This window comes from Brevundimonas sp. GW821-FHT12C05, assembly GCF_058807475.1.
This window is the reverse complement of record NZ_JBXAQS010000001.1, coordinates 367,501-387,185: the sequence shown is the minus strand read 5'-3', so window position 1 is coordinate 387,185 and position 19,685 is coordinate 367,501. Positions and strand designations below refer to the sequence as shown.

Here is a 19,685-nt window from a genome sequence, read left to right as displayed (position 1 = left end):
CCAAGGTGAGCTTCGGCCAGGATCTGGCCTGGCGGCTGGAGGGCGTGGCCTTCGCCGGCCTGATCGGCCTTATGCGAATGCTGGGGCTGACGCGGGCTTCCGCGCTCGGCGGCACGCTGCTGAAAGCCCTGGGACCGATGACCGGCACGCAGAAGACGGTGATGCGTAACCTGCGCATCGCCTTCCCGGACATGCCGCGGGCCGAGCGCGAGGCACTGGCGCTGGCCCAGTGGGAGCAGACCGGCCGCACCTTCGCCGAGACCCTGGTCATGGATCAGCTGACGCCCGCGTCGGGGCGGATCGAGATCGTCGGCCTGGAGCGGCTGCACGCCATTCGCGACAGCGGCAAGCCGGCGGTGCTGGTCTCGGGCCACATGGCCAACATCGAGGTGATGGCGGCGGTGATCGTTGGGGCGGGCGTGCCCTGCCAGGTGACCTATCGCGCGGCCAACAACCCCTATGTCGACAAGCAGATCCGCGAGGCCCGCGCCCGCTATGGCGTGACCCTGTTCGCGCCCAAGGGCGGTGACGGCGCGCGCGAACTGCTGGCCGGGATGGCGCGCGGCGAGTCCGTGGCCCTGATGAACGACCAGAAATTCTCGGAAGGCCCCGAAGTGACCTTCTTCGGCCAGCCGGTGAACGCGGCGCCGGGACCCAGCCGGCTGGCGCTGCGGTTCGGGACCTTCATTCAGCCGATGTCGGTGGTGCGTCTGCCGGGCGTGCGCTTCCGCGTGACGGCGCATGAACCGATCGAGCTGGAAAAGACCGGCGACCGGTCGGGCGACATCGTCCGCGGCGTGCAGGCGATCACCACCTTCATCGAGGAGCGGGTGCGCGAGCACCCGGTCGACTGGTTCTGGGTCCACAAGCGTTGGCCGCAGAAGGTCTATGACGCGATGGACGCGGAAGGCTGAACCGCCTCAGACCTCGTGCGGTCGGTCCGTGGCGCGGCGCTTGGGCCCCTTGTCGTCGGTGCTCTGCACCCGGCGGCGGTCGGGGCCGAAATAGCCGTCGGTCTTCACGAACGGGCGCGGGCGGAAGATCACCGCCTGGATACGGTCCAGAATGGCCTTGGCGGTGATCGGCTTGACCACGAACTCGTTCACCCCGGCGTCGCGCGCCTCATAGACGCGGGTCTTCTCGGAGTGGCCGGTCATCATGATGATCGGCAGATAGGGATTGGCGCTGTCGGGGCTGTTGCGCACCAGGCGGGTGAACTCGACCCCGTCCAGCGGAAACATGTTGAAGTCGACGATGACCAGGTCAACCGCGTGCTCTCGCAGGATTTCGAGCGCGGCGGCGCCGTCGGCGGCCTCTCGCAGCTTGCGGATTCCGGCGGACTGAAGAACAGCGGAGGTGATCGCCCTCATATGCTGGTTATCGTCAACCAGAAGAACCTGAAGGGCGGCGAGGGAAGACATGCGGGACAGCTTGGTCGGAGACGGCCAAACCGTCGGCGTCCGCGAGGTCTAGGGCCGGATTCGGTCCGCGTCTATCAGCGAACGTTGTTTCAACTTTAGCGTAAACGGCTAAGCTTGTTCAGGATTTGACCAGCAGCGACGGATCGAGGTTTCGATCCCGCCATTTCATGCGCCAACACAGGTGGGGACCGGTCGCTCGGCCCGTCATGCCGACGCGCCCGATCAGGTCGCCGCGCAGCAATTCCTGCCCTTCCCGGACCTCCAGCCGCGACTGATGCAGATAGGCGGTGATCAGGCCCTGGCCGTGATCGATCAGGACCAGCCCGCCTTCGAAATGCAGCGACGGCTGGGCCAGGGTCACCCGGCCCGGCGCCGGCGCGCGAATGGCCGAGCCCTGCGGCGCGGCCAGGTCGATGCCGAAATGAGGACGGGCGGGCGTGCCGTTCAACACGCGTTGGGCGCCCCAGCGACTGGTGATGCGGAAATTCTCGAGCGGCCAGACGAAGCCGTCGTGGAAGCCGTCCGCGTCGATCCGGCTGGCGAAGCCTTCCGTCTTGAGCAGCACCTCCTCCCGGATGCGGGCCAGCAGGGCCGGATCCGAAGGCTCCACCGTCGCCGGCGGCAGGCCGTTGACCGTAGTGGAAGGGAAGGTCCCCGTTGCAATGGACAGCACCCGGCGGGCCGAGCGGCCGTCCGACCGGGCCTCGATCTCGACACTGCCCGCCGCCTCGCGGTCGAAACCGACGATGAACCAGCCGTCGGCCGAGGCGGCGGTCAGGGATTCGCCGTCGACGAACACCAGCGCCCGCGGCCAGGTCCGGCCGATGGCATGGCCGCCCTGCACGAAGCGGCCGGTCAGGTCGAGGTCGGAGCCCGAGGTCTGGGCGCGGGCGGCGGCGGCGGACAGAAGCGCCGCACCACCGGCGAGCAGGCCGCGCCGGTCCAGCATCAGGGCTGCTGGCCCAGCCGCTGGAAGGCTTCTCCAGGACCGGCGTAGGCTTCCTGAAGCCGGGCCGACCAGTAGCGCAGGGTTTCCAGCGGGATCGGCTTGCCGGACACGGCGCAGGTGACGATGCGCCCGGGCTTCAGCACGGCGAACTCGCCATCGCCATAGTGGAGCGTCGCCTGTTCACCGGGAGATTGGATCATGACCGCAACCTAGCTTGAGCGAACCGGGTGCGCCAAGGCTTTCGCGCCTAGAAAAGGTCGCCCTGCCCGGGAGGAGTGGGTTTGGCCTTGGGCGCCGGGCGAGGCTTCGGTTCGGACGTCGGCGGCGGTGCGCCCCCCTCCCCGTCGATGCGGGCGCCCTTGACCCCGTCGGCGAAGACCAGGCGCACGGCCTGACCGTCGTGCAGCCCGGCGGCGGAGGCGATCATGGTCCCCTCCGCGTCCTCCACCCGAGCGAATCCGGGCTTGGGCCGCTTCGGATCGAGGGTCGCCAGCGCCCGCGACAGGGCGGCAAGCCGGGTCCCGTCGCGATCAAGCTGGCGAGGCAGGGTCGGAGCGAAGCGACCGGCGACGGCGCCCAGCCGGTCACGGCGGCGCTCCATGGCGCGGTCCAGCAGGGCGGGCGACAGGCGGCCCGCCACGGTGATCAGCTGGTGGGCCTTCTCGCTGCGATGGCGTTCCAGCGCCGAGCCGAGCTTGCTGCTGACGTGATCAAGCCGCTGCTGCGGCAGGGCCAGCAGGTCCTCGGGCCGGGCAGGCAGGCCGCGAGCGGCGGCGCGCAGCCGGGTGCGGCGGTCTTCCAGCAACCGCCCTCCGGCGCGGGCCAGGCGGCGCTCGAAGTCTGCCACGGCGTATTGCAGGTCGGCCAGCACCGGGGTGGCGATCTCGGCGGCGCCGGTCGGCGTTGGGGCGCGGCGGTCCGAAACGAAGTCGATCAGGGTGGTGTCGGTCTCGTGTCCCACGGCCGAGATGATCGGTATGGAGGCGGCGGCGACCGTGCGGGCCAACGCCTCGTCGTTGAAGCACCACAAGTCCTCGACCGAGCCGCCGCCCCGCGCCACAATGACCACGTCGGGACGCGGAATGGGCCCGCCGGGCATCATGCCGTCGAAGCCGCGGATGGCGTTGGCGACCTGGCCCGCGGCGGCGTCGCCCTGGACCACCACCGGCCAGACGATGACGCGGCACGGCCAGCGTTCGGCGATCCGATGCAGGATGTCGCGGATCACCGCGCCGGTCGGGCTGGTGATCACGCCGACCGTGGCCGGGAAGGCGGGGATGGGCTTCTTGCGCCCGGCCTCGAACAGGCCCTCGCCCGCCAGCTTGCCCTTAAGCCGTTCCAGCTGGGCCAGAAGGGCGCCGGCGCCGGCGGCCTCCATGCTCTCAATGACGATCTGGTACGACGAGCGGGCCGGATAGCTGGTGATCTTGCCGGTGACGATGACCTCCAGCCCCGACTCGGGCCGCACGCCGAGGCCCCGCACCGAACCCTTCCAGATCACGCCGTCGATGGCGGCCTTGTCGTCCTTGAGCGTCAGATAGACGTGACCCGAGGCGTGGTGGTTCACCTTGGAGATCTCGCCGCGAAGGCGAACATGACCGAACCGGTCCTCCAGCGTGCGCTTCAGGGCGAACGACAGTTCCGAGACCGTCTGGGGCGGATTGTTGTCGCGCGGCGCCTGCGGTTCGTCCGCCGGGCCTTCGAAGACGTAGTCGTCGGTCATGACGTCAGCCTAGCGGCGCATCGAACGGGGCGAAACTCAGAACCGCTTCGTTAGTCCAATGCTGATCACCCGGCCACGCGGATCGGCGACCACCGGGTCATAGCCGAGCGCGAACTGGGCCAGCGGCGGGTCGGAATCGGCCACGTTCACCACGCCCAGCGAGAGATCCAGCGCCGAAGAGAGGGCGCGGACGTACTGCAGGTCCACCGTGGTCCAATGATCGATGGTGGGATCGGTGATGCCGCTGCGATCGTTGCGATAGCCGCCGGTGTAGTGGGCCAGGACGGTGACGGTGTCGCTCGGCCCCGACCAGCCGACGGCGAACTCCCCCCGATCCTGCGGCATCGACCGCGCGAGGGTGTTCAGATTGGTCGAGCCCAGGCCCGAAGTGGTCGGCGCGCCGGGCGCCAGACGGATGTCGTAGCGATCAATCCAGGTCCAGGTCGCCGAGGCTGAGATCAGACCGGCAAACAGATCGCGTTCATAGCGGGCCGAGAGATCCAGCCCCTGGGTCTCGATGGACGAGGCGTTGGCGAAGCGCAGGTCCACAAAGGTCAGGGCGCCGCCGGGGGCGCGGGTGACGCGGGCTTGCGCCGCCGTGCCTGTCAGGCCCGCCAGATCATCCGCCGTCGCGCGGTCGATGACCGCCTGGGCGGATTCCTTGACGATCAGGTTGGTGTAGTCGATCCGCCAGGCGTCGAGGCCGAACTGCAGGCCGCGAACGGGTGTCCAGACCGCCCCCGCCGTCAGGGTCTCGGACTCCTCGGGTTTCAGATCCGGATCGCCGGTGGTCAGGGTGTTGACGAAGACGAAGGCGCCCCGGTCGAAGACCGAGGGTTGCGACGCCTGGGCCCCGGCCAGCGCATAGACGGACGGGGTGCGGAAGCCCTGGCCCCAGGAGGCGCGCAGGGTCAGGGCCTCGGCGACGTCCCAGCGCACGGCCACCCGAGGGCTCAGCGCGCTCTCGCCGCCGTCGTAGGCCTCCTGCCGGACGGCCAGTTGGGCCTCGACGGCGTCGCCCAGGCGGATGCGGGCCTCCGCGAAGGCCGAGAAGACCTCCTGATCGCCGTCGAAGTCCGGCGAATAGCCCGCCGTCAGAAGCTCGCCCGCATTGACCAGATCGCTCCAGTCGTGGCGCAGACCGCTGCGGCGGTACTGGACGCCGAGGGCCAGGTCGGCCTCGCCGCCGGTCCAGTTCAGGACCCGGCCGTTGGTCTGGGCGTCGACGGTGGTCAGGGTGGCCGCGCCGCGCAGGCCGGTCGAGCCGATCAGGCCGGCGACCAGCGCGGGGTCGTTGACCGCCCCCGTGCCGAGGAAGGCGCTGCCGAACGGGTTGAAGTACCGGCAGGCGCCGACGCCCGGCGTTCCGGACGCCGGAGTGCAGCCCGCGCCGCCCAGTCCGTTCAGGGCGTTCTGCAGGGCCGTGCCGATCACGTCGGGCTTGTCATAGGCGATGTGCTGGCGGCTGGAGGTCGCCGACAGGTCCCAATTCCAACCATTGGAGAAGCGGCCGGCGACGCCGCCCGCCAGACGCCAGGTCTCGTAGTCGAACTCCGCCTGCGACGCTCCAGCCTCGGCGCCCAGCAGACGTCCCCGGAACTGCACCGCCTCGCCGAACGGATTGTCGGGATGGGAGGCCGGCACGGTCAGGCTGCGGGCCAGGATGGGCAGGGACGGGCTCTGGCGCGCGATGGTCTCGGTCGAGGACCAGGCGGCCTGCAACCGGACATCCACCGTGCCGACCGCACGGCGCCAGCCGGCGAACAGCTGGGTGCGGGTTTCTTCCGGCGACAGGTCGAAAAAGTCCGAATAGTCGAGACGGCAGAAGGCGTCGGTCGGACCGTTGCGGAAGGCGTGGGTGAAGGCGGGATTGGTGCAGTCCGGGTCCGGCGCATAGGCGTTCGTGCTCGGCCGGAAATAGGAGCCGGGCTGGCCATAGCTGGTCACCGCCGTCCAGGCGGCCCGGCCATAGTTGCGGGCCTGGGTGAAGTCGCGTTCGTCCGAGCCCAGCGCCGAGCGGCGCAGATGCGAGGCGGCCAAGGTCAGGTCCCCGCCCCCGACCCGCAAGCCGCCCAGCCCCTCGACCAGCGTCTCGTCGGCCCCGTCCATGAAACCGTGGCGAACCCGCAGCTCGGGGTGATCCCCTCCGTCGCGGGTGATGAAATTGACCACGCCCGCCACCGCGTCGGAGCCGTAGAGGGCCGAGGCGCCGTCCTTGAACGTCTCGACACGCCGCAGCGCGATCAGGGGCACCAGGCTGTTAATGTCGACGAAGTTCGAGCCGTCGGCGGCCACGGCGGCGCTGGACGTCCAGCGCAGGCCGTCGACCAGCACCAGGGTCGACCCGAGTCCGAGGTTGCGCAGGTTGAACTGGGCCGTGCCGGAGCTCTGCGGCTGGTTCAGCTGATCCACACGCGCTTCGGAGCCGGAGTTGGCGGTCAGCAGCTGAAGAATCTGCGCTGTATCGGTAACCCCTGCCCGATCCAGCGTTTGACGGTCCAGGATCTCAACCGGGGCCAGCTTCTGGGCGCCCGAAAGGCGTGAGCCGGTGACGACGACCTCGTCCAGCGAGTCTGGTGCGACCTGGGGCGCGGTCTGGGCTTGGGCGGCGCTCGTCAGGGCGCAGAAGGCGGCCCCCGCGAGAAGGGCGAGGCGGCGGTCGGTACGAAGGGAATCGAACATGGTCGGGCGGTTTAGGTCGCCTTGGCCGTAAGGGACAGGGTCAAGCTTGACGTGACGGCAGAGGGAACGCCGTTCAGGTGTGGGTCGTTTGCCGATCATGCCTGTCGACCCGCCCGATACTGATCCCGATGACCAGGACCCCCGCGAGCGGAGACTGAGTGAACGCAGCGACACGCCCGCCGTCAGTCCGTGGGTGGTGATCGGCGGCATCCTGATGCTCGGGGCGCTGGTCTATGTCGTCTCGGCCCTGATTTAGCGCCCGTTCACGACGCTCCTGACTTGACCGCCTTCGCAGGTGCGGTCATTGCGCGGGCATGAATATCCTGCTGGTCGGATCAGGCGGGCGCGAGCACGCCCTGGCGTGGAAGATCGCCCAGTCACCGCTGGTGAAGCGGCTGGTCATCGCGCCCGGCAATCCGGGCATGGAAAAGCTGGGCGAATTGCGCCCGGTCAAGGTGACCGACGCTGACCAGCTGGCGGCCCTGGCGCGCGAGATCCGCGCCGATCTGGTCGTGGTCGGTCCCGAGAGCACGCTGGAGAAGGGTTTGGCCGACCGGCTGAACGCGGCGGGCATCCCCTGCTTCGGCCCGACGGCAAAGGCGGCGCAGCTGGAAACCTCCAAGGCCTTCTCCAAGGCCTTCATGGAGCGCCACGAAATCCCGACCGCGGGCTTCGGGGTCTATGAGCGGCTGCATGAGGCCCGGCAGGCCCTGACGGTGTTTAAGCCGCCCTACGTCATCAAGGCCGACGGCCTGGCGGCGGGCAAGGGCGTGGCCATCTCGCCGACCAAGCGCGAGGCGGAACGCGAGATCGAATGGATGCTGGGCGGCCGCTTCGGCCAGGCCGGGGCCCGCGTCGTCATCGAGGAGTTCATGGCCGGCGAGGAAGGCTCGCTCTTCGCCCTGTCCGACGGTCGGCATTACGTCCTGCTGGGCGGGGCGCAGGACCACAAGCGCGCCTATGACGGCGACCTGGGTCCGAACACGGGCGGCATGGGCGCCTATTCCCCGGCCCCGGTCTTCACTCCCGAACTGGTCGAGGCCGCCGAGCGCGACGTGGTCGCCCCGGTGATCGCCGGCATGGCGCGCGAGGGCATGCCCTATCGCGGCGTGCTGTACGCAGGCCTGATGGCCACCGACGAAGGTCCCAAGGTCGTCGAGTTCAACGCCCGTTTCGGCGACCCGGAGTGCCAGGTGCTGATGATGCGGCTGGCCGGCGACATCGTGCCGGTGCTGCTGGCCTGCGCGCGCGGCGACCTGAGCCGGACGCCGCCGCCGGAATTCCTGGCCGAGACAGTGATCTGCGTGGTCATGGCGGCGCAGGGCTATCCCGACAGCCCGGTCGAGGGCTCCATCATTCGCGGCGCCGAGCAGGACTTCGGCCCGCATGTGCAGGTCTTCCACGCCGGGACAAAGCGCCAGGAGGACGGCCAGCTGGTCGCCGCCGGCGGCCGGGTGCTGAACATCTGCGCGCGTGGCAAGGACATCGCGGAGGCCCGCCAGCGCGCCTATGCCGCGATCAAGAAGATCGACTGGCCCGGCGGCTTCAACCGCACGGACATCGGTTGGCGGGCGCTGGAGCGGGAGTAGTCCCTAGGCCCAGGCGAACAGCAGACGGCCTTCGCCCATGCGCTCGCGCAGGCGGGGCAGATCGGTGTGGGCGACCGAGAAGCAGCCATAGGAACGACCCAGCTTGCCTTCGCGGGCCAGGAAGGCCGGATCGGCGTAGTCGGCGCCGTGGATGATGATGGCGCGCTCGCGGGCGTTGTTGTTGGTGTACTCCAGCCCGTCCAGCAGAACGTTCGGGCCCTGCTGGGCGCCCCAGCCGGCGCCGGCGGTGGCGTAGGCGCCGACCGAGGACTTGAAGCTTTCCGGGACGTTGGAGAAGGTCCGGGCGTAGCCGGAATGGTCCGGATCGGACCCACGGCCGTGGCAGGTGCGCATCAGGGTGACGGCCCCACCCTCGAGATCAACCTCGTAGAGGCGCTCTTCGCCCGAGAATTTAGTGAAGTCGACCAGATACATGCGGTCGCGCTGGGTGATCTTGTGGTCGTGAATGTCGAGCGCGGCCAAGGCGCGCTGCATCAGTTCGGGACGGACCTGACCCCGCGGATCCAGCATGCGGGTGGAGTTGAGATGGGCCGTGATGGCCTCAGGCTCGGCCGGGGCGACAGCGATGCGCGGAGTCTGGACCGGAGCGGTCTGTGCGGTCGTCAGCGGCGTGAAGGCGCCGGTCGGCCGGGTCGCCGCCGCGGAGGCGCAACCCGACAGGAGGGCCGCACCGCCCAGAATGAATCCACGTCTTGCTAACCGCATGCGACGCCCCTCGCACGTTTCACAGGAAGTGACGGGTTGTTTCAAAAGCGACGGGGGATAGCAACCTGAGCCTTGGAGGATGGCCAGAGACAGGTAAGGTGATCCGGGGATCAAGGGAGGATTTCGTGAAGTCGATCACGTCGATACTGGCGGCGCTCGCCGCATGTGTGGCCACAAGCGTCGCCGCGCAAACACCCGCGACCACGTCCGTTTCACCGGAGACGGGAACCACGTTCGTTCAAGTGGGGCGACTTCTGGCCGATCCGTCCACCGGGATTGTGCAACGCGATAAAACTCTCGTGATCAGAGGGAACCAAGTCGTCGAAATCCGCGACGGCTTTGTCGGCGAGGGGCGGATCGTCGATCTGCGGGACGATTTCGTCCTGCCCGGACTGATCGACAGCCACGTTCATCTGACCGGTCAGCAGAACCCGAATTCACGGCTGGAAAGCGTGACCCAGTCCAGCGCGGACGAGGCGATGGTCGGCGCCCGCTATGCCCGCCGCACCCTCCTGGCCGGCTTCACCACCGTGGCCGATCTGGGCGCGACCAACGAAGCCATCTTCGCCCTGCGCGGCGCGGTGGCCCGCGGCGACGTGCCCGGCCCGCGGATCATCGCCTCGGGCGCGGCGGTGTCGATCCATGGCGGCCATGGCGACGTCAACGGCTACCGCGAAGACATCATGCACCTGTTCACCGGGGAGAACATCTGTTCCGGCCCCGAGGACTGCATGCGCGCGGTGCGGCTTCAGGTGCGGGCCGGCGCCGACATCATCAAGATCACGGCCACAGGCGGAGTACTGTCCAACACCGCCGCCGGCCTGGGCCAGCAATTCTCGGACGAGGAACTGGCCGCCATCGTCGCCGCCGCCCACCGCATGGGCCGCCAAGTCACGGCCCACGCCCACGGGGAGGATGGGATCAACAGCTTCCTGCGCGCCGGCGGAGACTCGATCGAGCACGGCACCTATCTGAACGACGAGTCGATCCGGCTGATGCGCCGCGACGGCGTTTATCTGGTGCCCACCCTAATGGCCGGCGACTTCGTGGCCCGCATCGCCTCGAGTCCCGACAACTTCTTCACCCCGGCCCAGACCGCCAAGGCCTTGCAGGCCGGTCCGCTGATGCTGGACATGGCGCGGCGGGCCCACGACGGCGGCGTCCGCATCGCCTTCGGCACGGACAGCGGCGTCTCCGCGCACGGCGACAACGCCGGCGAATTCGTCCTGCTGGTCCGCGCCGGACTGACCCCGCTGGAAGCGATCCAGACCGCGACGGTCAACGCCGCCGCCCACCTGCACATCTCCGGCGAGGCCGGGCGGATCGCCCCGGGCATGCCGGCCGACCTAATCGCCGTCAGCGGCGACCCGCTCGCCGATGTGACCGCGCTGCAGCACGTCGGCTTCGTGATGAAGGGCGGGGCGATCTACCGCGAGGACTAGACCTCCCGCCCTTCACCCGACCGGTCCGAACCGCTATCTCGGGCGGATGACCCTTCCGCACGCCCTTTCCGGCCTCGGCGAGATCGCCGGGGACTACGACATCCTGCTCTGCGACGTCTGGGGCGTGATCCACAACGGCCGCGAAAGCTGGCCCGCGGCGTGCGAAGCGCTGACCCGCTTCAATAGCGAGGGCGGGCACGTCATCCTGATCTCCAACTCGCCCCGCCCGGGCCCGGGCGTCGTCAGCCAGATGGACGCGCTGGGCGTGCCGCGCGACAGCTGGAAGGCCGTCGTCACCTCGGGCGACGCCACCCGCGCCGAACTGGCCAAGCGCGCGCCCGGCCCGGCCTGGCTGATAGGCCCCGAGCGAGACGCGCCCCTTTATGAAGGCCTGGGCCTTGAGACCGTCCCCGACGCCTCGAACGCCGCCTTCATCTCGGTCACCGGCCCCTATGACGACGAGATCGAGACGCCCGAGGACTATCGCGAACGCCTGACCGCCGCCGCCGCCCAGGATCTGGAGATGATCTGCGCCAACCCGGATCGGGTGGTCCAGCGCGGAGACCGGCTGATCTACTGCGCCGGCTCGCTGGCCGACCTGTACGAAAGCCTCGGCGGGCGCGTGACCATGGCGGGCAAGCCGTTCGGTCCGATCTACGATCTGGCCCTGCACGAAGCCGCCGCCCTGCTGGGTCGGCCGGTCGACCGCTCGCGCGTGCTGTGCATCGGCGACGGCGTCGTGACCGACGTTCTGGGGGCCAACAAGCAGGCGCTGGACTGCCTGTTCATCGCCCAGGGCATCCACGGCGATCAGGCCAAGGGGCCGGACGGCCGCCTGAACCCCGACCGCGCCGCCGCCCTGTTGAAGGCTGAAACAACATATGCGCGCCACGCCATGCTCGATCTCGCGTGGTGAGGATGGTCATTCTGACGCACGGGCGCTAACACCCCCTCATGGTTGATCTGGTTCAGAAACATCCCTCGGGCGGCTACATCCTCGAGGAGCTTCACGCGGGCATGGCCGCCGAAAAGGTGATCCACGTCACCGAGGAGCGCATCCGCCTGTTCGCCGAGGCGTCGGATGACTTCAATCCGGTCCACCTGGACGAGGCGTTCGCCGCCCGGACCGCCTATCGCGGCCGCATCGCCCACGGCCTGTTGTCGGCTTCGTTCGGCTCGGCGGTGGTCGGCACCATCCTGCCCGGCGCCGGTGCGATCTACATCTCCCAGACCCTGGCCTTCCATCTGCCGGTCCGCATCGACGACACCGTCCTGATCCGCATCACCGTCCTGTCGGTCGATCAGGAAAGCGCGCGGGTCGAGCTGAACTGCGAGGGCTTCGTCGACGGCAAGCTGATCATGGACGGCATCGCCATGGTTCGCGTGCCACGCCGCCGCAAGCCGTCGGCGCGTTGATCCAGGTCGTCCGCGGCTGGCGCGACCTGCCCCCCGAGCAACGGGGCGCGGCGGTCGCCATCGGCGCCTTCGACGGCGTTCACCGCGGGCATCAGGCCGTCATCGCCGCCGCCCGCGAGGCCGCCGCCCGTCTGGGCGTTCCCCTGGCCGTGGTCAGCTTCGATCCGCATCCCCGCCGCTGGTTCCAGCCCGACGCCGCCCCCTTCCGCCTGATGACGCCCGGCCAAATGGCCCGGGCACTGGAGCCGCTGGGCGTCGATCGCCTCTATCTCCTGCCCTTCGACGGCGAGATGGCGGCCATGACCGACGAGCAGTTCGCCCGCGAAGTGCTGGGTGAAGGGCTCGGCATCCGCCACGCCGCCGTCGGTTTCGACTTTACCTTCGGCAAGGGTCGCACCGGCTCGCCCGAGGCCCTGCGCCGCTACGGCGAGACGGCGGGCTTCACCGTCTCGGTCGCCGAGCGGCTGGACGACGCCGACGGGCTGAAGCTGTCGTCCTCGGCCGTGCGCGAGGCGCTGAAGGCCGGCGACATGGCCCGCGCCGCCGCCATCCTGAGCCGCCCCTTCGCCATCGCCGGCGAGGTGATCCACGGCGACAAGCGGGGCCGGACCATCGGCATACCGACCGCCAACATCGCCATGGGCGACTACATGCGCCCGGCCTACGGGGTCTATGCGACCCGTACCCGCCTGCCGGACGGACGGGTGGTCGACGGCGTCGCCAATCTGGGCGTGCGGCCCATGTACCCGACCGACGATCCCCTGCTGGAGGTCTGGCTGTTCGACTTCAGCGAGGACCTCTACGGCCAGACGGTCGAGACCGAGCTGGTCGCCTTCCTGCGCGGCGAGATGAAGTTCGACGGGCTGGAGGCGCTGAAGATCCAGATCGACGCCGACGCCGAGGCCGCCCGCGCGGCGCTTCGTCAGTGGCGCGCCGATGCCCCGCCTGCTAGACCGCTAGCACCATGACCGTCCGCGTGTTTCGCCCGATTTCGATTAGCCGCCCGGCGTAGCGCCGCAGGGCTTTTGCCCCGCGCACGTCGGGACTTCGAAACTCACGCGAACGATCACACACGACGAAACGAGACTTCATGGCTGACGCCACCGACACCCCCTCCGGCCGCGACTACCGCGAAACCGTCTTCCTGCCGGAGACGCCCTTCCCCATGCGCGGCGGCCTGCCCCAGAAGGAACCGCAGATCATCGCGCAGTGGGGCGACCTCTACGCCGCCCTACGCAAGCAGCGTCAGGCCGACGGCGCGCCGCTGTATGTGCTGCACGACGGCCCGCCCTACGCCAACGGCGACATCCACATCGGCCACGCCCTGAACAAGACGCTGAAGGACTTCGTCGTCCGCAGCCGCTTCCTGCTGGGCAACGACGTCGACTACGTCCCCGGCTGGGACTGCCATGGCCTGCCGATCGAGTGGAAGATCGAGGAACAGTACCGCGCCAAAGGCCGCCGCAAGGACGAGGTCTCTAAGGCCGAGTTCCGCGCCGCCTGCCGTGAGTACGCCGCCGGCTGGATCGACGTGCAGCGCGAACAGTTCAAGCGCCTGGGCATCACCGGCGACTGGGACAACCGCTACGCCACCATGGACTTCACGACCGAGGCGGCCATCGTCGCCGAGTTCCACAAGTTCAAGAACTCGGGCCAGCTGTATCGCGGCTCCAAGCCCGTCATGTGGTCGCCGGTCGAGCGCACGGCCCTGGCCGACGCCGAGATCGAATACCACGACCACGTCAGCCCGATGGTCTGGGTCAAATTCCCGGTCACCGGCGCTACGGACGATCATCCGGACGACCTGCTGTCGTTCCGCCACGCGACGCCGTCCGTCGTGATCTGGACCACGACGCCGTGGACCATCCCCGCCAACCGCGCCATCAGTTACGGCCCGGAGATCGCCTATGGCCTGTACGAGGTCACGGCGATGGAGGAAGGCCTCGAGTTCGAGCCCTGGGCCAAGCCGGGCGACCGCCTGATCCTGGCCGACAAGCTGGCCGAGGAGGTGTTCAAGGCCGCCAAGATCGCCGCCTGGACCCGCGTCGACGACCTGAACCCCTCGGGCCTGGAATGCGCCCATCCGCTGGCGGCCCTGTCGCCCGGCTATGGCTTCGCCGTGCCGCTGCTGGCCGGCGACCACGTCACCGACGACGCCGGCACGGGCTTCGTACACACAGCCCCGGGCCATGGCGCCGACGACTTCGAGGTGTGGAAGGCCCACGGTCATCACGAGGTGCCGGACACCGTCGATCCGGACGGCGCCTATTACGACCACGTGCCCCTGTTCGCGGGCCTGAAGGTGCTGGAGACCGAGGGCAAGAAGACCGGCAAGTTCGGTCCCGCCAACGGCGCGGTGATGGACAAGCTGATCGAGGCCGGGACCTTGCTGGCCCGAGGCCGGATGGAGCATTCCTATCCGCACAGCTGGCGTTCGCGCGCGCCGGTCATCTTCCGCAACACGCCGCAGTGGTTCATCCGCATGGATGAGACGCTGAAGTCCGGCGACACCCTGCGCGAGACGGCGCTGAAGTCGATCGACGAGACCGCCTTCCACCCGGCGGCGGGCAAGAACCGCATCCGGTCGATGGTCGAAGGCCGTCCCGACTGGCTGATCAGCCGCCAACGCGCCTGGGGCACGCCCCTGGCCATGTTCGTCGACAAACAGACCGGCCAGCCGCTGGTCGACGCCGAGGTCGACGCCCGCATCCTGGCCGCGGTCAGCGCCGGCGGCGCCGACGCCTGGTTCGAGACGCCCGACGCCGACTTCCTGGGCGTCAACGATCCGGCCAAGTACGAGAAGATCGAGGACATCCTGGATGTCTGGTTCGACTCCGGCTGCACCCACGCCTTCACGCTGGAGGCCCGCGATCCGGCCCAAGGCTACGTCGGCGATCGTCCCTCGCACTGGCCCGCCGACCTGTACCTGGAAGGCTCGGACCAGCACCGCGGCTGGTTCCAGTCCAACCTGCTCGAAGGCTCCGGCACCCGCGGCCGGGCCCCCTATGACGCCGTCCTGACCCACGGGTTCACCCAGGATGAGAACGGCGAGAAGATGTCGAAGTCCAAGGGCAACACCGTGGACCCGGCGACCGTCATCAAGGAGTCGGGCGCCGACATCCTGCGCCTGTGGGTGGCGCTGGTGGACTATGCCGAGGACCAGCGGATCGGAAAGCAGATCCTGCAGACCACGGTCGACGCCTATCGCAAGCTGCGCAACACCGTCCGCTATCTGCTGGGCGCCCTGGCCGACTTCGACGAAGCCGAACGCCTGCCCTACGCCGAGATGCCGCCGCTGGAGAAGTTCGTCCTCCACCGCCTGCATGAGCTGGATGGCCAGGTCCGCGCCGCCTACGCCGAGTACCGCTTCCAGGATGTGGTCCGCCCGGTGCTGGAGTTCTGCTCCAACGACCTGTCGGCCCTCTATTTCGACGTCCGCAAGGACAGCCTGTACTGCGACCGTCCGGACGCGATCCGCCGCCGCGCCGCCCGCACGGTGATGGACGAGGTCTTCGCGCGCCTGACCGCCTGGCTGGCTCCGCTGACGCCGTTCACGATGGAAGAAGCCTGGACCACCCGCTTCCCCAATGGCGGCTCCAACTGCGCGCGGGTCATCCCGGAGACGCCGGCGGAGTGGAACAACCCGCAGGAAGCCGACCGCTGGGCCGGCGTCCAGGGCGTGCTTGAAGTGGTCAACGAGGCGCTGGAAGCCGCCCGACGCGAGAAGGTCATCGGCGGGGCGCTGGACGCCTGGCCGGTCGTGACCGGTCCCGCGGGCGCCTTCGCGGCGTTCGCCGAGCTGGACGCCGCCGAGATCTTCCGGACCTCTGGCGCCGAACTGGTCCATGGCGGTGAAGCGATCTCGGTCGAGGTCAAGCTCGCCGACCATCCCAAATGCGCCCGCTCATGGCGGCGCGTGCCGGACGTGGGGTCCGATCCGGATTACCCGGATCTCAGCGCCCGCGACGCGGACGCGGTCCGCTGGTGGGACGCCCAGCGCGCATAACAAAACGGCCCCGCCCGATCCCGGACGGGGCCGTCTTTCCATTCAACCGGCGATCAACCTTCCCGGGCCTGATTGCGCAGTTGAACGGACTGGGCGGCCAGCTCCTCGGCCTGGCGGGCGAGCCGGGGTGACAGGGCGCGCAGTTCCTCATCGGTGACCGGGTGGCCGGCCACCCGTTGCCGCTCGATCACCTGCGCGCGATAGGCCGCATCGCGCAGGCGACGTGATTCCTCACGCATCTGCTGGGCGCCGCGTTCCATCTGATCGGCGCCGCGGGCCATCTCGACACGGGCCTGGGCCATGGCGCGTCCGGCTTCGCGCCGGGCGACGACGGCCTGGGCTTCGGCGTGCCGGGCCTCGACACGAGCCGCTTCGCCCAGGGCTCGCGCTTGTTCCGCCTGTCGGCGCACGTCGGAGCGGGAAATGGCGGCGGCTTCAGCGCGCGCCTGGGCGGCTTCGGCTCGGGCCTGGACCGCATCGGCTCGCGCCTGGACGGCCTGCTCACGCGCCTGGGCGGCCTGTTCTCTCGCTTGCGCAGCCTGTTCCCTCGCCTGTTCGGCCAGACGGCGGGTCTCCGGATCAGCGTTGTCGGTCCAGTAGACCTGCGACGTCTGGAACCGGGGCGCCCGGGGCGGAGGGGGAGGCGCGGGCGGAGCCGGCGGCGCGGGCGGCGCGGTCCATACCATGGCCGACGGCGGAGCCGGAGGCGCAGGCGGCGCGGGCGGTGCGGGCGGAGCCACCCAATTCATGGCCGAACGCGGCGCCGGTGGCGCCGGCGGGGCTTTCGGCGCATGACGCGGCGCGGCGGGCGGCGGCGGCGGGGCCGCGCGTTGCGTCAGCTCAAGAGCGGCCAGCGGCGTGGCGACAGCGACCAGGGCGCCGACCGTCAGGGCCAGGACCAGGGGACGGGCAGGCAGGGAGCGACGGGTCTTCATAATGCGGGCGATCCTTTTCGAGAGAGAGCGGGCGGGGCCGGTCATGCCGAGGGCGGCGGGCTGACCGAAATCGGCGGCGAGGCCGACCAGCGTGCGGGCGTAGGCGCCCGGATCCAGAACCTTCAGGGCCTCGGCGTCGGCGGCGTCCTCGGTTCGCGCTGCCAGTTCGGCGTGCAGCCACCAGACCAGCGGGTTGAACCAGAACAGGGCCAGGGTGCATCGGGACAGCAGCAGGAACAGCCAGTCGCGGCGCCGGATGTGGGCCAGTTCGTGAGCCAGGACGGCGCGGGCGCATTCCGGCCGGGCCACGTGGTCGTCGCCGATCAGCACCACGCCGGGCGGCAGCCCCCAGCTCAGCGGCGCGGCAACGGCGGACGACGCCAGCAGGCGAGGACGCAAGCGCGCGGCCACCCGCTCCAGCGGCGCGGTCCATAGGGTCGAGGTCACCGGCCGCCCGGCGCGCGTCCATTTCATCAGGGTCCACAGGCCCAGGGCGAAGCGGCCCGCGACGATGGCCGCGCCCGCAGCCCAGACCCACGACAGGAACAGACCGGGCGTCGGCTCGACCACGGACGTGGACAGGGACACCCCCGCCACCGGCCCCACTTCCCCGGCCCAGAGCGGCAGGGGGGCGAGCGTCGCCTCAGGCGCGGCGGCGCCGGGCAGCAGCGGCAGAGCCAGATCCGGCGTCAGCAGCATCAGCACCGGCAGGGCCAGCAGCAGCAGTACCGTGACCCGGAGCAGATCGACGCCTTCGGTGGCCGGACGTTCGCGCAGGGCGGCGGCCAACAGCAGGCCGGCACCGGCGATGACGCCCGATTTGACCAGCAGTTCGAGAATGAGGACGACGGTCATGCGTCACGCTCCCCGGCGTCGTCGATGGCCCGCTTCAGCGCCTCGATCTCGTCCGGCTTCAGGGCGCGGGTCAGGCCCAGAAGGGCGGTGGCGGCGCTGGCGGCGGAACCGGCGAAGAAGGTGTCGACCATCCGGCGCAGGGCGCCCGTGGCCAGGGCTTCGGGTGCCGGCGCCGGGCGATAGGCGACGCCGCCTTCCCCGGCCTTGCGCACGACCAGGCCCTTGGCCTCAAGGCGGGCCAGCAGGGTGCGGACGGCGGAATCGCTGAGCGGATCGGTCAGGGCGGCGCGGACCGCGCCCGTGGTGGCCTGCTCCAGCCGGCACAGGGTCTCGAACACCTCTCGCTCACGTCTGGGAAGGGTTTCGATCATCACGGCGCCTCCGGATCGCTACATTCGTAGCGCCACACTTGTAGCGAATTACGTCAGGATCGGGGCGGCCGGATGAACTCGACGCAAGGTGAGGCGCCGCGACAGGGCCGAACGCCAAAAAGCCCCGCCGGCAGGACCGGGCGGGGCTTTGAAAGGCGGTTGAGGCGGATGATCGGCGCGCGAAACCGGAACTGGAGGCGCCTGCAGACGGCGGGCGCCGGGATTCCAGACAGCAAAAAGCCGTTAGACGATTGATCTAACGGCTTAAAAGCTTGGGTGCGGGAGTAGGATTTGAACCTACGACCTTCAGGTTATGAGCCTGACGAGCTACCGGGCTGCTCCATCCCGCGGCAAACGGTAGAAATGAAGGAAGAGACGTTCGAGAAGACGCGCCTGCGAAGGCGACATAAAGCAATCATTCTATCCGACTGGTAGACCCGGCGGCGACCTACTCTCCCGCGCCTTAAGACGAAGTACCATCGGCTCTGGAGGGCTTAACGACCGAGTTCGGAATGGGATCGGGTGGGGAACCTCCGACATAGCCACCAGGTCAACCAGGCGGATAGAAGGATTGCGAAGAAGACATTGTCAAAAAATCGAATGAGTTTTGCTGAGAAACGATCAAGCCGATCGGATTATTAGTACCAGTAAGCTTCATGGGTCGCCCCACTTCCACACCTGGCCTATCAACGTGGTAGTCTTCCACGATCCTCAGCGAAGCCTTGTTTTGAGGTTAGTTTCCCGCTTAGATGCTTTCAGCGGTTATCTATTCCATACATAGCTACCCTGCTGCGCAGCTGGCGCCACGACAGGTCCACCAGAGGTATGTCCATCCCGGTCCTCTCGTACTAGGGACAGATCCTCTCAAGCTTCGAACACCCACGGCAGATAGGGACCAAACTGTCTCACGACGTTCTGAACCCAGCTCACGTACCACTTTAAATGGCGAACAGCCATACCCTTGGGACCTGCTCCAGCCCCAGGATGTGATGAGCCGACATCGAGGTGCCAAACTTTGCCGTCGATATGGACTCTTGGGCAAAATCAGCCTGTTATCCCTAGAGTACCTTTTATCCGTTGAGCGATGGCCCTTCCACGCGGGACCACCGGATCACTATGGCCGACTTTCGTCTCTGCTCGACTTGTCAGTCTCGCAGTCAGGCGGGCTTATGCCATTGCACTCGACGACCGATTTCCGACCGGTCTGAGCCCACCATCGCGCGCCTCCGTTACACTTTAGGAGGCGACCGCCCCAGTCAAACTACCCACCACGCCATGTCCCGGGACCGGATAACGGCCCTCGGTTAGACGTCAACGACAGTAAGGGTGGTATTTCAAGGATGACTCCACCAGAGCTAGCGCCCCGGCTTCATAGTCTCCCACCTATCCTACACATACGGTCGCTAACGCCAAGGCGAAGCTATAGTAAAGGTTCATAGGGTCTTTCCGTCTGACCGCGGGAACCCCGCATCTTCACGGGGAATTCAATTTCACTGAGCCTGTGCTGGAGACAGTGGGGAAGTCGTTACGCCATTCGTGCAGGTCGGAACTTACCCGACAAGGAATTTCG

The 19,685-nt window shown here is 68.7% G+C and carries 16 protein-coding genes, 1 tRNA gene and 2 rRNA genes (1 of these 19 running past the window's edge); 8 read left to right on the top strand and 11 right to left on the bottom strand.

The annotated features are described in order from the left end of the window. Positions 1 to 5 precede the first annotated feature (5 nt). Entirely contained in the window at positions 6 to 914 is a 909-nt protein-coding gene (locus AC1RRF_RS01860; protein WP_492832271.1) for a lysophospholipid acyltransferase family protein, read from the top strand. A gap of 6 nt (positions 915 to 920) precedes the next feature. Here the strand turns inward: AC1RRF_RS01860 and AC1RRF_RS01855 are convergent, their stop codons facing one another. From AC1RRF_RS01855 to AC1RRF_RS01835, 5 genes are all read right to left on the bottom strand, one after another. Continuing rightward, positions 921 to 1,421, bottom strand: a complete 501-nt coding sequence (locus AC1RRF_RS01855) for a response regulator (RefSeq protein WP_492832269.1) — start codon at positions 1,419 to 1,421, stop codon at positions 921 to 923. Positions 1,422 to 1,539: 118 nt separating this feature from the next. Further along, positions 1,540 to 2,370, bottom strand: a complete 831-nt coding sequence (locus AC1RRF_RS01850; protein ID WP_492832267.1) for a M23 family metallopeptidase — start codon at positions 2,368 to 2,370, stop codon at positions 1,540 to 1,542. Further along, positions 2,370 to 2,570 (bottom strand): DUF2093 domain-containing protein, encoded by a 201-nt coding sequence (locus AC1RRF_RS01845; RefSeq protein ID WP_492832265.1) that lies wholly within the window; start codon positions 2,568 to 2,570, stop codon positions 2,370 to 2,372. The genes AC1RRF_RS01850 and AC1RRF_RS01845 overlap by 1 nt, the downstream gene beginning before the upstream one ends. A gap of 47 nt (positions 2,571 to 2,617) precedes the next feature. Then, the gene (xseA, locus tag AC1RRF_RS01840) at positions 2,618 to 4,093 is read right to left on the bottom strand and encodes an exodeoxyribonuclease VII large subunit (protein ID WP_492832263.1); all 1,476 of its coding nucleotides are present in this window, start codon (positions 4,091 to 4,093) and stop codon (positions 2,618 to 2,620) included. A gap of 36 nt (positions 4,094 to 4,129) precedes the next feature. After that, positions 4,130 to 6,775 (bottom strand): TonB-dependent receptor plug domain-containing protein, encoded by a 2,646-nt coding sequence (locus tag AC1RRF_RS01835; protein WP_492832261.1) that lies wholly within the window; start codon positions 6,773 to 6,775, stop codon positions 4,130 to 4,132. 97 nt (positions 6,776 to 6,872) lie between these two features. Between AC1RRF_RS01835 and AC1RRF_RS01830 the strand changes: the two genes are divergently transcribed. Both AC1RRF_RS01830 and purD read left to right on the top strand, forming a co-directional pair. Next, entirely contained in the window at positions 6,873 to 7,031 is a 159-nt protein-coding gene (locus AC1RRF_RS01830; RefSeq protein WP_492832259.1) for a hypothetical protein, read from the top strand. A gap of 58 nt (positions 7,032 to 7,089) precedes the next feature. After that, positions 7,090 to 8,364, top strand: a complete 1,275-nt coding sequence (gene purD / locus AC1RRF_RS01825) for a phosphoribosylamine--glycine ligase (protein WP_492832257.1) — start codon at positions 7,090 to 7,092, stop codon at positions 8,362 to 8,364. Between the two features lie 3 nt (positions 8,365 to 8,367). Here purD and AC1RRF_RS01820 read toward each other — a convergent pair whose 3' ends face one another. Then, positions 8,368 to 9,090: a murein L,D-transpeptidase catalytic domain family protein gene (locus tag AC1RRF_RS01820; protein WP_492832255.1), complete on the bottom strand. Its 723-nt coding sequence runs from the start codon at positions 9,088 to 9,090 to the stop codon at positions 8,368 to 8,370. A gap of 167 nt (positions 9,091 to 9,257) precedes the next feature. Here AC1RRF_RS01820 and AC1RRF_RS01815 point away from each other — a divergent pair, with 167 nt between their 5' ends. The 5 genes from AC1RRF_RS01815 (at position 9,258) to ileS (ending at position 15,954) form a co-directional block, all read left to right on the top strand. Continuing rightward, positions 9,258 to 10,532 (top strand): metal-dependent hydrolase family protein, encoded by a 1,275-nt coding sequence (locus AC1RRF_RS01815; RefSeq protein ID WP_492834124.1) that lies wholly within the window; start codon positions 9,258 to 9,260, stop codon positions 10,530 to 10,532. Between the two features lie 46 nt (positions 10,533 to 10,578). Next, on the top strand, positions 10,579 to 11,448 hold the full coding sequence (locus tag AC1RRF_RS01810; RefSeq protein WP_492832253.1) for a TIGR01459 family HAD-type hydrolase: 870 nt from the start codon (positions 10,579 to 10,581) through the stop codon (positions 11,446 to 11,448). A gap of 38 nt (positions 11,449 to 11,486) precedes the next feature. Continuing rightward, positions 11,487 to 11,948 carry a MaoC family dehydratase gene (locus tag AC1RRF_RS01805; protein ID WP_492832251.1) on the top strand — a complete coding sequence of 154 codons (462 nt, stop codon included), beginning with the start codon at positions 11,487 to 11,489 and terminating at the stop codon, positions 11,946 to 11,948. After that, complete coding sequence (locus AC1RRF_RS01800; RefSeq protein WP_492834123.1) at positions 11,948 to 12,916, top strand: bifunctional riboflavin kinase/FAD synthetase; 969 nt, start codon at positions 11,948 to 11,950, stop codon at positions 12,914 to 12,916. The genes AC1RRF_RS01805 and AC1RRF_RS01800 overlap by 1 nt, the downstream gene beginning before the upstream one ends. Positions 12,917 to 13,038: 122 nt before the next feature. Next, a complete protein-coding gene (ileS, locus tag AC1RRF_RS01795) occupies positions 13,039 to 15,954 on the top strand; it encodes an isoleucine--tRNA ligase (RefSeq protein ID WP_492832249.1) in 2,916 nt (971 codons plus the stop codon). A 53-nt stretch (positions 15,955 to 16,007) separates the two neighbouring features. Here ileS and AC1RRF_RS01790 read toward each other — a convergent pair whose 3' ends face one another. The 5 genes from AC1RRF_RS01790 to AC1RRF_RS01770 all read right to left on the bottom strand — a co-directional run. After that, entirely contained in the window at positions 16,008 to 17,744 is a 1,737-nt protein-coding gene (locus tag AC1RRF_RS01790) for a M56 family metallopeptidase (RefSeq protein WP_492832247.1), read from the bottom strand. Beyond that, positions 17,741 to 18,115, bottom strand: coding sequence for a BlaI/MecI/CopY family transcriptional regulator (locus AC1RRF_RS01785; protein WP_492832245.1), 375 nt, complete (start codon positions 18,113 to 18,115; stop codon positions 17,741 to 17,743). The genes AC1RRF_RS01790 and AC1RRF_RS01785 overlap by 4 nt, the downstream gene beginning before the upstream one ends. A gap of 273 nt (positions 18,116 to 18,388) precedes the next feature. Then, positions 18,389 to 18,465, bottom strand: a tRNA-Met gene (locus tag AC1RRF_RS01780). A gap of 85 nt (positions 18,466 to 18,550) precedes the next feature. Then, positions 18,551 to 18,665 (bottom strand): 5S ribosomal RNA (rrf, locus tag AC1RRF_RS01775). A gap of 67 nt (positions 18,666 to 18,732) precedes the next feature. Continuing rightward, a 23S ribosomal RNA gene (locus AC1RRF_RS01770) occupies positions 18,733 to 19,685 on the bottom strand (it continues 1,833 nt past the right edge of the window).

Excerpts from the sequence above, each read along its gene's own strand:
- AC1RRF_RS01855 (WP_492832269.1), bottom strand. The coding sequence starts at position 1,421 with ATGTCTTCCCTCGCCGCCCTTCAGGTTCTTCTGGTTGACGATAACCAG.
- AC1RRF_RS01850 (WP_492832267.1), bottom strand. The coding sequence starts at position 2,370 with ATGCTGGACCGGCGCGGCCTGCTCGCCGGTGGTGCGGCGCTTCTGTCC.
- AC1RRF_RS01845 (WP_492832265.1), bottom strand. The coding sequence starts at position 2,570 with ATGATCCAATCTCCCGGTGAACAGGCGACGCTCCACTATGGCGATGGC.
- xseA (WP_492832263.1), bottom strand. The coding sequence starts at position 4,093 with ATGACCGACGACTACGTCTTCGAAGGCCCGGCGGACGAACCGCAGGCG.
- AC1RRF_RS01835 (WP_492832261.1), bottom strand. The coding sequence starts at position 6,775 with ATGTTCGATTCCCTTCGTACCGACCGCCGCCTCGCCCTTCTCGCGGGG.
- AC1RRF_RS01830 (WP_492832259.1), top strand. The coding sequence starts at position 6,873 with ATGCCTGTCGACCCGCCCGATACTGATCCCGATGACCAGGACCCCCGC.
- purD (WP_492832257.1), top strand. The coding sequence starts at position 7,090 with ATGAATATCCTGCTGGTCGGATCAGGCGGGCGCGAGCACGCCCTGGCG.
- AC1RRF_RS01820 (WP_492832255.1), bottom strand. The coding sequence starts at position 9,090 with ATGCGGTTAGCAAGACGTGGATTCATTCTGGGCGGTGCGGCCCTCCTG.
- AC1RRF_RS01810 (WP_492832253.1), top strand. The coding sequence starts at position 10,579 with ATGACCCTTCCGCACGCCCTTTCCGGCCTCGGCGAGATCGCCGGGGAC.
- AC1RRF_RS01805 (WP_492832251.1), top strand. The coding sequence starts at position 11,487 with ATGGTTGATCTGGTTCAGAAACATCCCTCGGGCGGCTACATCCTCGAG.
- ileS (WP_492832249.1), top strand. The coding sequence starts at position 13,039 with ATGGCTGACGCCACCGACACCCCCTCCGGCCGCGACTACCGCGAAACC.
- AC1RRF_RS01790 (WP_492832247.1), bottom strand. The coding sequence starts at position 17,744 with ATGACCGTCGTCCTCATTCTCGAACTGCTGGTCAAATCGGGCGTCATC.
- AC1RRF_RS01785 (WP_492832245.1), bottom strand. The coding sequence starts at position 18,115 with ATGATCGAAACCCTTCCCAGACGTGAGCGAGAGGTGTTCGAGACCCTG.